Annotated in this window: 9 protein-coding genes and 1 pseudogene; 6 read left to right on the top strand and 4 right to left on the bottom strand. The window is 57.0% G+C overall.

The features are described 5' to 3' along the window. Positions 1-493, bottom strand: a pseudogene (locus LJD17_RS23740) (hypothetical protein); the annotation flags it as partial. 526 nt (positions 494-1,019) lie between these two features. After that, complete coding sequence (locus LJD17_RS23735; RefSeq protein WP_227386713.1) at positions 1,020-1,598, bottom strand: nucleoside/nucleotide kinase family protein; 579 nt, start codon at positions 1,596-1,598, stop codon at positions 1,020-1,022. Between the two features lie 179 nt (positions 1,599-1,777). On the opposite strand from LJD17_RS23735, the gene LJD17_RS23730 reads away from it, so the two are divergent. The 4 genes from LJD17_RS23730 to LJD17_RS23715 all read left to right on the top strand — a co-directional run bounded on the left by LJD17_RS23730 (position 1,778) and on the right by LJD17_RS23715 (position 4,726). Then, positions 1,778-2,242 (top strand): GNAT family N-acetyltransferase, encoded by a 465-nt coding sequence (locus tag LJD17_RS23730; RefSeq protein ID WP_227386711.1) that lies wholly within the window; start codon positions 1,778-1,780, stop codon positions 2,240-2,242. A 174-nt stretch (positions 2,243-2,416) separates the two neighbouring features. Beyond that, positions 2,417-2,974 carry a GNAT family N-acetyltransferase gene (locus LJD17_RS23725; protein WP_227386709.1) on the top strand — a complete coding sequence of 186 codons (558 nt, stop codon included), beginning with the start codon at positions 2,417-2,419 and terminating at the stop codon, positions 2,972-2,974. 173 nt (positions 2,975-3,147) lie between these two features. Continuing rightward, a complete protein-coding gene (locus tag LJD17_RS23720) occupies positions 3,148-3,759 on the top strand; it encodes a LysE family translocator (protein ID WP_227386708.1) in 612 nt (203 codons plus the stop codon). 67 nt (positions 3,760-3,826) lie between these two features. Then, the gene (locus LJD17_RS23715; RefSeq protein ID WP_227386706.1) at positions 3,827-4,726 is read left to right on the top strand and encodes a recombinase family protein; all 900 of its coding nucleotides are present in this window, start codon (positions 3,827-3,829) and stop codon (positions 4,724-4,726) included. A gap of 1,211 nt (positions 4,727-5,937) precedes the next feature. On the opposite strand, the gene LJD17_RS23710 is transcribed toward LJD17_RS23715, so the two are convergent. Further along, a complete protein-coding gene (locus tag LJD17_RS23710; protein WP_227386704.1) occupies positions 5,938-6,189 on the bottom strand; it encodes a WGR domain-containing protein in 252 nt (83 codons plus the stop codon). A 986-nt stretch (positions 6,190-7,175) separates the two neighbouring features. On the opposite strand from LJD17_RS23710, the gene repA reads away from it, so the two are divergent. Continuing rightward, positions 7,176-8,417 carry a plasmid partitioning protein RepA gene (gene repA / locus LJD17_RS23705; protein ID WP_227386702.1) on the top strand — a complete coding sequence of 414 codons (1,242 nt, stop codon included), beginning with the start codon at positions 7,176-7,178 and terminating at the stop codon, positions 8,415-8,417. Then, positions 8,417-9,571: a plasmid partitioning protein RepB gene (gene repB / locus LJD17_RS23700; RefSeq protein ID WP_227386700.1), complete on the top strand. Its 1,155-nt coding sequence runs from the start codon at positions 8,417-8,419 to the stop codon at positions 9,569-9,571. Before repA ends, repB begins: the two co-directional genes overlap by 1 nt. A gap of 860 nt (positions 9,572-10,431) precedes the next feature. Here repB and LJD17_RS23695 read toward each other — a convergent pair. Beyond that, on the bottom strand, positions 10,432-10,893 hold a 462-nt coding region (locus LJD17_RS23695), incomplete at its 5' end, for an autotransporter outer membrane beta-barrel domain-containing protein (RefSeq protein WP_227386698.1).

Genomic DNA, 10,893 nt, shown 5'->3' with positions numbered 1-10,893 from the left:
GATCAGCGTCGTTCGCGAAGGGCGGGTAGGAGTCATCGTCTTCTGGATCCGGCTTACCCATTGGGCGCTTGAGTTCCCCCTCCCCTCGTCCGGGGCCAATCCCTCGTAGAGCGGCAAGTCCATCGATCGACAGCGGCCACGGAGCAGGCCGAGCCAATGCCGTGCGGCGCGCCCTCAGGGCTGCGGCCGCACGGGTGAGCTCATGGGTGGGGTGGCGTATATCCATCCCAGCATCGTGCAGGACGAGGTCGCCGACATCGACCAGCTGACCGTCGAGGATGAGCGCGCGCACGGCTTCGGTCATGTCACAGCGTGATCGCCATCCGGCAGACAGGCCCGAGGCTTCAAGGCGGGCATCGAAACGCAGGATGCTGATTGTGATCTGTTCTAGTCTGCCAGCGATCCGCTCCCACGCCAGCTCCGGCAGATCGTACGTGCGGGGCGCTTGGAACGGTTCATCGCCAAACTCCCCTCCCCTGCTGCCAAAAGCCACCTTTGTATCCTCACACTAAGTCTTTGATGATACGTGGTATAGCTTGGCATAAGGAAGCTAAGCAAGTGGTTGCTACGTTGAGACGGGCGGCCGATTCGCCATCTGTGGACAGTGTCCACAGAGCTTCTAGAGCGCGCTGTGGACAGCCACTGCTTACCGCCTCTGCAAGATATCAGAGGTGCAGCATAGCACCAGAATCCTTTATTTTAAGCCATTCTTGGAGGCGAACCAAAGGTCCTGCCCATGTCAGGTACGTAACAGGACGGCTTGAACAACGCGTCCAAACGGTCGTTTGCATATGACTTCCGAAAGTGTACAGCAAGGCTCCGAGCCTGCGAAAATTCCAATGGGCGTCCTGTTCGTCCTACCGATCGCGCTGGCCTGCTGCGTTCCCGCAGCAGCGGCCAGTACCATCCGAGGCTGCTCCTCAGTGGTCGATAGCGACAACCTTGAGATTGCCCCGGAAAGCGCTCCGCGGGCCTCATGACGCCGCTCTCCTAGGCCGCGATTTCGCGTGAGCCCTTTTTTATGAAACTAGCCTCTGGATGATCTGAGCTGTGACCTCAGAAGCCGGAAGCTTTGAAGTATCGATTGTCATGGTGTTGCGGTAGCCAGGATCGAAGAGCGGTCGAACGGCATTCCGCCGAGCGGCTTCAGGATCAACCGCCTTCATTCGCAGACGCCGTTCGGGCGAGATCACGCGGCTCGCGAGCTCGTCAGGGCCACAGCCGAGACGGACCACCAGAAGATAGGCCCCTCGGCGGTGGGCCGTAGTGAGGACCTCGCACGCTATCTCCCGGTCGTATTCCTCATCGGCGGCATCCCCTGTGACCGCATGGGTGAAGACGAAGTTCCAGTCTGGCGGTGACAGGGTCGCGATTGTTTCGAGCACCACCTTTCGGACCTGAGCGACGTGGTCCCAGATCCTTTCTGGCAGAGGGGTACGGCCGTCCTGGTAGATCAGACTGAAAAGCGGGTTCAGCCAGTAATGATTATCGACGAGTTTGGCAGGGAGTGCTTCTGCAAGATCAGTTCCGACCGTGTATTTCCCGACGCCAGGTGGGCCAACCAGGTAAATGATGGTGTTGGAAGGAGCGTCTGACATACTGCGTAACTCCGCTTCTGTCAGACGATTGTAAGTCATCAATGCCCAATTGCTAAGCTACTGCCGGATTCCGATCAGCCCATTTATGGAGCGAGTTGGAAACCGCCCAATTGTGTAGTCTACCCTCACTGGTTAAAAGCGGGTGATCCTTCCGGAAGACCACAAAACAGAGAGCATGGATGAGCCAGAGCCTGCCCGAAATCGTTGTTAATGAGACCCCTGCCCCTGCTGACCGCGAGGCAATCTTGAACGCTCTCGTCTCGTACAACGACAGCAACGGGCCGCCTTCTGGTTTCCAGCCGCTTGCAATCTTGCTGCGTGATCCGAACACTGGAGAGACGGTCGGAGGCTTGTGGGGCAAAACCTCGTACGATTGGGTCTTTATCGAACTTCTCGTCGTGCCTGACCAGTGCCGGGGACAGAATGTTGGCACCCTGCTCCTGCGGAAGGCTGAGGAGATAGGGCGGGAGCGAAATTGCGTTGGTCTCTGGCTTGATACCTTCGAATTTCAGGCCCGTGGCTTCTACGAGAAGAACGGGTTTGAACTGTTCGGCACCCTTGATGACCATCCCCGCGGCTCGAACCGCTACTTCATGAGAAAGCTGCTGGATCTGAAGGAGCGGGCCTCCTCCACAGGTCTGTAATTTCGCGTAAGCGCGCCTTTAGGAACCAGGTAAAGGTGCAATTCAAAGGATTCGGAAGACTTGCACGGTAGCCGGAGCCGACAGTCAGTAAACAGGCAATCTTATTGGCTCTCTGGACGCACTTGGATGGAGCCTGAATACTCAACAATGCTTAAACCGCCAGTTGAGAAATCCATGTCGGATTCGCTTACGATCCGGCCCTGGAATGCTGCGGATATTCCTGCGGTGGCAAGGATCTTGGCGCTCGGTTGGCATCAGGCCTACGCGAGTTTCATGCCTGAAGCGGTGCTGGCTCCGCGTTCCGACCCAGAATATCGCACCCGGGAGCTGTCCCGCTGGCTCGACCAGGACTTTGATGACACCAGGGAAGCTCTTCTTGTCGCTGAGACTGAGGACTGTGTCAGTGGATTTGTAGCTGTTCGACTGGGCGATAAAGCTGATCTCGGAACCGTCGCGTTTATCCCATTGCTCTACGTTGCCCCTCAAGCTCAACGGCGGCGGCTTGGGGCGAGATTGCTGCTTGCAGGCCTCGACTGGATTGGCGCCCGAGCTTCAGGTGCACTTGCCATCCCGGCCTTCGCGCAGAACCCGTATCGGGGCTTTTACGACGCAATTGGCGGCATCACCGCCAAGACCGTGATGGTCGACCTGGATGGACACTCATTCGATGTAGTGCAGTATTACTGGCCCTCCCTGGAGGCAGCTAGATTTGGCATTCCGAGCCGACTGTAAGGACTTCGCGGAACGAGACGTTATGTGACATCGGCGTTTGAGAGTCTTGCGACGCCCGAACCTGCCCGTAGATGCGTATAGTGAAGCATCTGTCGCCGGCGAAAGGGTGGTTAACCCTGCTTTGCCGTTGTATCGTCTAAGCCGTTGATCACCCTCCGACCGGATAGCTTCCCATGACCACGACCGCCATGATCGCGTATGCCGCGGCCCTCCTCGTGGATGTTGCGGCGCCGGGACCTGCGATGTTCGGGGTGATCTCCACGGGCCTGGCCCGAGGAACGTCTGCCGCCATCACTGTCGGGTTGGGGCTCGCCCTCGGCGATATTCTGCTGGTCAGCGCGGTTCTTCTGGGACTGGTAGCCATTGCCGCTACATTCGAGTGGGTGTTCTCGATTGTGAAGTATGCCGGTGCCGCTTACCTGATCTGGATCGGTATCAAGATGTGGCGGTCCAAACCAGAACGAGCTGATAGCGTGCAAGCTGGGTCCGGTCGCCCTCTTTGGAACATTGGGCTGGGAGCCACAATGGCGCTTGGCAATCCGACGGGGATTCTGTTTCATGTCAGCCTGATGCCGTTATTGGTGGACCTTGGTGCGCTAACAATCCTCGATGCAGGGATAATTCTCGGCATCGTCTTTATGGTTAACGCTTTGACAATGGGGGTCTATGGCCTCCTTTCAGGGCGGGTCTCCTCCTGGTTCCAACCACATGGCCGGGTGCGGTGGGTGAACCGCATTGCCGGTAGCGCCATGGTCGGTATCGGGGCCGTTATTGCGTCCCGTTGACGGACTTGTGCCATGACATCTGCTTCATACATCAGACGTGCCTAACGCACACAGGATCGATCCTCTCGTGGGCCCCTCCCCTTCCAAGCAGCGCCTTATCGGCTATGCCCGCGTCTCAACGGAAGATCAGGCGCACGAGGCCCAGCTCGACGAGCTGCGTGCCGCCGGCTGCCAGGCTATCCACCAGGAGCATGGTTCCGGCGCGAGCCGCGCCCGGCCGGTCTTGGCTCGGCTGCTTCGCGAGATCAAACCGGGCGAGACACTGGTGGTGGTCCGCCTCGATCGTCTAGCCCGTTCCGTGAAACACCTGTTGGAGGTCATTGAGGGGCTGGAAGGCCGCGGCGCGCATTTTCGGTCGCTGCGAGATCCGATTGACACCTCGACGCCTCAGGGCATGTTCTCCTTGCAGGTCCTAGGCGCGGTTGCTCAGCTCGAGCGGGCGTTGATCGCCGAGCGAACTCGTTCGGGCATTGAGGCGGCACGCCGACGCGGCCGCCAGCCCGGCAATCCAGGCCTACGCACCAAGGATCCGCTGGCCATACGAAAAATCACATCCGCCAAGGACGCCACCTATCTGCAGGGCCTTATCGACTCCACTGATACCTGGCTACCGACGGTGCAGCGTCTGCGGCCCCAATGCACCTGGGAGACGGTCGCCGGCATCCTCAATGGGAAGGGGCAGTCCTGGACGGTGGAACGCTTGCGACGCTCGACGCGCCGGCTCGTCCGGGAGGGAATAGCCGAGCCAGCCCTGCTCACCCCTACTCCACGTCGGCCCAGTAGCGAACGCCTTCTGGCGATCGTCGCCGCCATCACGACGACGAACCCGAACTTGAGCCTTCGGGATATCGGCGAGCAGCTCGAGAAGCTTCACGAGCGCACCCCACGCGGCGGCCGTCGATGGTCCGCGTCATCTGTCAAATCGCTCCTCGACCGTGCGCGGGCATCAGGGCTCATCATCCCATGAACCCTGCAGCGAATCCATGCGCATTCAGGCGGAGCCTTTCCCTGTAGCGCACAAACTGGCAGTGTTCCTCTACTCGCCAGCGGCTCAACGGGGGTTCCGATCCCGGAAAGCGACTGTAACAGCTCGAGACGAACGATGATTGAGACGCCTATCTATGTTGTGACAGATGCCGAGTTTGATGGTCCCCTCCCCGGTCGACACTCGATGTTGTCCTTTGCATCCATCGCAATCTCACCAGACGGCAAGACTCATGGAGAGTTCGAAGCGGTTCTTGGTCAACTTGATGGCGCGGCCTCTGACCCCGGAACCATGGCGTTCTGGAACGCACATCCAGAGGCGTATGCGGCTGTGACTGAGTGCCCAGAGATGCCGGACGCCGTCATGAAGCGCTTCACAGGCTGGGTGAGATCATTGCCTGGTGACGCAATATTCGCCGCGCACCCGCTCGCGCTCGATGGGCCATGGCTCGACTACTATCTGACGCGGTTCACTCAGGACCGCCTTTTCGAGGGACCCTGGAGGCCCAATCGCCTGTTCAGGAGCGCCCCTTTGTGCCTCATGTCATTCGCTGCAGGGCGCTTAGGCCGGCACATATGGCAATGCGATGTGGGCCAGTACCCATCCGAATGGCTTGGGAGCCATGCGCATAGCCACCGAGCCATCGATGATGCTCGCGGCTATGGACAGCTCCTTGTGACTCTGATGAACACGAGTAACTGAGCTTTCGCAGCTCCCTTATGTCAGCTCATGCAAGGTGCGGGTCTGGCCGACATTCTATCGGTACAACCGGCGTCTCAGGCAGCATTCAATTTATCCTCGAGCCCTGTCGCCAAATCGCCGGCGCCATCTTGAAGCCACAAGCAGCGCCGCCGTTCAAAGGACAGCTTGCGCCTGGTCTACGGATGATATGAAGAAGGATAGGTCCGCTTCGTGTGGTCCACTGGCGGACCCGCGAACATCTACGTTGCCGCGGTGCCGACCGCGCAGGAGATGAGGGTGTAGTGGGTAGCCTGGGCGGCTCAGGGGCTTTTGGTGAGTAGGCGAGGAGAGGGGAAGGCGACAGAGTCAGAGCGGATCGGACAACAGCTCAACATTTCACAGTGCCGTGCGCGGAGTATTCGAGAACCGCCAATTGTCTGACTCTCTGTGAGAAGGTGATAGACCGAGAGGCACGCGAATTGGAAGCGGTGGAGCCTACCAGAAAGCTCACGTCAGTCAGGCCGCGCGACGTAGCCTCGCCTCTGCTTGCGGCGCAGCCACGTCTCAAGAGACTCCATCGCGCTACTTTCGTTTTCGTGCAGTTCAATCTTGCGACGCCCGATAGTGCCGATCCGTCCCCATTCACGAACCAAGGCTATTTCGCCAAACAGACTTGGTTCGACGGAGAGGACGTAGAACCGAGCCATGTTGACGTCAGGTTCGCAACGTTCAAGCACTAGATATTGGATTTTGTCCTGGGGCATGCCCCAGTGTCGCGCATGTACCGAGAAGCCGTCTAATTCAAAGGAAGAATCTTTTACCGTGAAACAGATTCACGACAGTGATGGATCTTCGATTAGCGAGCTGAAGCGTCCCAAATCTAAATGAATGTGGAGTTCGTTAAGGGTCAGTAGTCCCATAGTCCCACACAAAATTGAGCGCCGCCCGTCAATCCTAAGCCCGGGATCAGATTCAATATTGCTGTAGCGAAGGGAATTTGTGACGAGCAGGGGAGGGGATATGGCGTGCGAGGGACGAAGCCGGTTCATATTGCCGTCCATTCTTTGCAGCTGCAAAGTCCTTGAATTTGCCGGTAGGTTTCATTGGTTTCGGGGCAGAGCCGCCCTCAGGCGCAACATGGCCGGAATAACCAATTTGTCTCAGTTGGCCGTCGACAGTTGGAATCCAGCATTACAAATGTCGGCTGAAAATTGCCTATCGCTGACCTAAGGGGTCCATTTAAGGAAGCTTCCCCCTAGCTTCTACGAAGTTCACAGGCGTTCCTTTGTTATAGCCAGTGCGTGGGCGCAGAACTGCCAGCATCTTTGCAGCTGCAAAGAGGGCAAGCCTCGAAAGCGCAAGGTCTAAGATGCTGAACGGGCTTCATCAAAGGAGACCTCGTGCACCGCCTTGCAGAATGTAACAATATGGCGAATCAAGAGCATATTCGTGAGATGGCTGCAGTCTAGGCCTTTGCAGCAGCGACACCCTTTCATGCGATGTCAATCGAGCCCGGCCCAACGCGCGAGCTTTCCACTAGCCACCGAATCATCCGATGCAGACGTAGCTCGTGAAACGAACTTTGCAGCTGCAAAGTTAGGCGAGGATCAATCCAAATCGCGATGCAGGCAGAAATTCGCGTTCATTAATGCCAACCTCGGGCTTCGTTAACCATTCATTTACGATTCCCGGGCCTTACTCACGGAAGGCGCTGCCTTGGCGGCGAGTTTCCGTAACTAGGAGAGTTGGTGTGGCCATCCCTCAACTGAAATTGGATGAATGCCGAGTCGAGGCACAGGCAACTCCGCAACGGCGGAAGGTCGACGACAACTACATCTTAATGCACGCCAGAGCGCTCTCCGAGTCGCTCCACCAACAGCGCTTGGCGCTCTATCCCCCAGTGGCGCAGAAGTCTCTTCGCAAATTCACCTCAGGGGAGGCCGCGAAGCTAATTGGTGTCGATGACGGCTATCTGCGTCAGCTTGCACTGGATGGGAAAGGTCCTGAAACCGAGACGCTCCCAAATGGGAGGCGGATGTATTCCCTGAATGATATCAATACTCTTCGCGCCTATCTCGATGAGAATGCCCGCGGTGGCCGACGCTACCTTAAACACCGCTCCGGCACAGAGCATCTTCAGATTGTCTCGTGCGTTAACTTCAAGGGTGGCAGCGCGAAAACGACCAGTGCCGCGCACCTCGCACAGTATCTTGCGCTTAGTGGGTACCGGGTCCTCGCGATCGATCTCGATCCCCAAGCCAGCCTCTCTGCGTTGCATGGCTATCAGCCCGAGTTCGATGTTGGGCCGAACGAGACCATTTATGGCTCGATCCGCTACGACGACGAAGCTCGGCATCCGAGTGAAGTCATTCGCCATACTTATATCCCGGGGCTCGACATAATTCCGGGCAATCTCGAGCTGATGGAGTTTGAGCACGAGACCCCAAAGGCGCTCGCCAACCGGCGTCCGGGTGAAACAAAATTCTTCTCACGCCTCACCATCGCATTGGATGAGGTCGCCGATAGCTACGATGTGGTGGTGATTGACTGTCCGCCGCAGCTCGGGTTCCTGACGATGGCTGCCCTGAGCGCTTCCACGTCTCTCATTGTAACCGTACACCCGCAGATGCTCGACGTAATGTCGATGTCTCAGTTCTTGTCGATGACGGCTGACCTACTGGGCGTTGTTAGGAAGTTTGGCGGGACCGTCGAGTATGATTGGATGAAATATCTCATCACCCGTTACGAGCCGGGAGACGGACCGCAGAGCGGTATGGTGGAATACCTCCGGGGGCTCTTTCCAGAAGCAGTGCTCGAGCATTCGATGTTGAAGAGTACGGCGATCGCAGACGCCGGCATCAACAAGCAAACGATCTACGAAGTGTCGCGCGAGAGATTCACCAAAACAACGTACGACAGAGCGATTGATGCGATGAACAATGTCAACGCTGAAATTGAAGGCCTTCTGCGCAAGACCTGGGGGAGAGCATAATGAGCAAGAAGAATTCTGTTCTTAGCAGACTGATGCCTATTTCTCAGTCGGAGCTGGAAACACGGCAATCGATCCCCCAATTCCCAAATCTCGTAGCGGAGGATCGTCACGAAGACGGAAAGCCCATGATCCGTATCGAGGAACCGTCTCAGGACGCTGCAGAGCAGTTAGCTGGGTCTGTAGCATCATTGGCTGCATCCCTTGCTCACGAACAGCAGGCCGATAATCAAGTCCATTCCATCAAGAAGAAAGAGTGGACCATCAACAGATCCACAGGAAGTGCCCTCGGAAAGCTCAGTGAAGCCCTAGCGGTTGAGAACGAGCTTAAGGCAGTCAAGGACCGGATGGAAACTGGTCAGGCAGTTGTCGAGCTTGAACCGCAGGCCTTGGACGGTTCCTTTGTACAGGATCGGATGGAGAGTTCTGATAGTGCCATTGCGGAGCTAGCAGAACAAATTAAAGAAAACGGACAACTTGTTCCCATTCTTGTCCGTACGCATCCCACCGTTCCTGATCGCTATCAAATTGCCTATGGTCACCGCCGTGCCCGAGCTGCGGAACAGCTTGGCATTAAGGTGAGGGCCATCGTTCGGAGGATGACGGACGAAGAGCTAATCATCGCTCAAGGTCAGGAGAACAACGCTCGCCGCGATCTAACCTTTATTGAAAAAGCGCGCTTTGTTATTGCCCTTGAAAACCGAGGCTTCACGCGGAAAGTCATTCGGGAAGCCCTCTCCGTTAACGAGGGAGATCTTTCCTCGCTTATTGCTGTCGGCTCACGGATCCCCCTCGACATTATTGACGCAATCGGACCTGCACCAGGAATTGGTCGGCCTCGTTGGCGGACCCTCATGGATCTCTTCCAAGATGCCACTTGCGTCAAACGGGCCCGAAAAATCTTGGCCGAAGGAAATGTTCAAGCATTGAATTCGGACGCTCGGTTCCGCGTGCTGGTTGACCGTCTCCAAACGAAAGAGCGACCCAAACCCCAATCTTGGGAAGATCCTCACGGTCGCAGACTCGTAAACATCGTCTTCTCAGAAACGAAATGCACCATCCAGATTGATCAGCGTGCGGAGCCAGAGTTCGCAGACTTTCTGGTATCCAAGCTCGCAGACGTTTATCGCGAGTTCGAGGCTCAAAAGGACAGCTAGCGAGGCAAGGCTAGGGCAGGGTGCTGCTCTGCCCTAGCAGCGAGAGTGCGCCTTTAAGAGATCTTTGCATCTGCAAAGATCTCTTAAAAATCCTAAGCAAGCTCGAATTTGTCTGAATCGATAAAAAGGCATGGGGCGTTCAAGCTTGCTCTTGGCGATATCCTGAGCATCCTATCAGGTAGCGGACCCTGAGCTTTCAGGGACCCTATCTGCGTTGGCGTAACGTGCATTTCAGCTCAATGTTTGTCCGAGAAGGGATTGCAATAGGGGAGGGGGCCGTCCGACCGGACTCGTTTGCATTGTCAAAAGCCATTCAATTTGCACAACTGTTTTCGTGGTATAAATCGACCCAAACAAGCAGTGATGGCAGCCAATTTGGGGCACGCTCGTTGGATGCCAGGAAAGCATAGCGAAGCGGCTGTTTGCTACTGTTGTGTCTCAAAAATTATTTAGATTGAGATATTTATCGTTTCAGAGTTGAGGGCGCGTGACTAGCGTGCGGACTGTCTTGACTAGTTTCTGCCGTCCTCTGTGTGGATTTAACTTAGGAATTTCAAATTGAAGTGGCCGAGGGAACGCTGCGGCGGTCCGTCAGTGACGGAGCTTTTTTGCCATTTTGCGCATCGAAGCGCTATCTCTCAAAGGCCTAAGGGCCAGTGATCGCTGGTCCAAATTTGAAACGCTCAGCGACAAATTAGACCATGCCTATCGTTTTGAAATATTGAGAGCCCCTTTGTTTGAAGTCTTTGGGGGAAATCCACACTCTGATCCGAAGCTACTGAATACTCTCTGTATGATGGCTGCAGAGGGTGTTTTAGGAAGAACCGAAGTCGGCTGGACCTCTCGTTTCATGCTGGAGCTTAGTAACTGTTGAACATCCAGGTGAGATTGCCTTTGAGGGAATGCTCCTGCGCCCTCGCGCCGATCTGGCCGGCATAGCTCGCCCCCAGGCTCACGCTCCGGCTCGCCTGCCAGGAAAGCCCCGCTTCCGCCACCAGCGCATCCCGGTCCACCGGCACTCCCGACACCGCAAACGGGCTCGCCCCGCCGGCAAACGCCAGAAGGGTCGAGGGCACGACATCGCCATAAGCATGCCGCCAGCCGATCAACCCTTTCACCGTCAGCGGCATCTCGGCACTCAGCCGCGCTTCCGCCCGCACCCCCAGCGTCGTGGTGCCCAGCTCATAGCTGCGGCCATAGCCGGTCAACGCCGCCGCGCCGCCGCTTTCCTGGAACCCGTCGCTCTCGAGCCGCAGCAGCGCGGCTCCGGCAAACGGCTCCAGCGCCAGAGCGCCCCAGCCCAGGCGATAGCCGACTTCGCC

It is taken from the genome of Microvirga rosea, assembly GCF_020595095.1.
Taxonomy (GTDB): domain Bacteria; phylum Pseudomonadota; class Alphaproteobacteria; order Rhizobiales; family Beijerinckiaceae; genus Microvirga; species Microvirga rosea.
This window is presented reverse-complemented; position numbering and strand designations above follow the sequence as displayed.

What these genes read in the sequence shown, in the direction of transcription:
- LJD17_RS23735 (WP_227386713.1), bottom strand. Translation starts at nt 1,598, where the DNA reads ATGTCAGACGCTCCTTCCAACACCATCATTTACCTGGTTGGCCCACCT.
- LJD17_RS23730 (WP_227386711.1), top strand. Translation starts at nt 1,778, where the DNA reads ATGAGCCAGAGCCTGCCCGAAATCGTTGTTAATGAGACCCCTGCCCCT.
- LJD17_RS23725 (WP_227386709.1), top strand. Translation starts at nt 2,417, where the DNA reads ATGTCGGATTCGCTTACGATCCGGCCCTGGAATGCTGCGGATATTCCT.
- LJD17_RS23720 (WP_227386708.1), top strand. Translation starts at nt 3,148, where the DNA reads ATGACCACGACCGCCATGATCGCGTATGCCGCGGCCCTCCTCGTGGAT.
- LJD17_RS23710 (WP_227386704.1), bottom strand. Translation starts at nt 6,189, where the DNA reads ATGCCCCAGGACAAAATCCAATATCTAGTGCTTGAACGTTGCGAACCT.
- repB (WP_227386700.1), top strand. Translation starts at nt 8,417, where the DNA reads ATGAGCAAGAAGAATTCTGTTCTTAGCAGACTGATGCCTATTTCTCAG.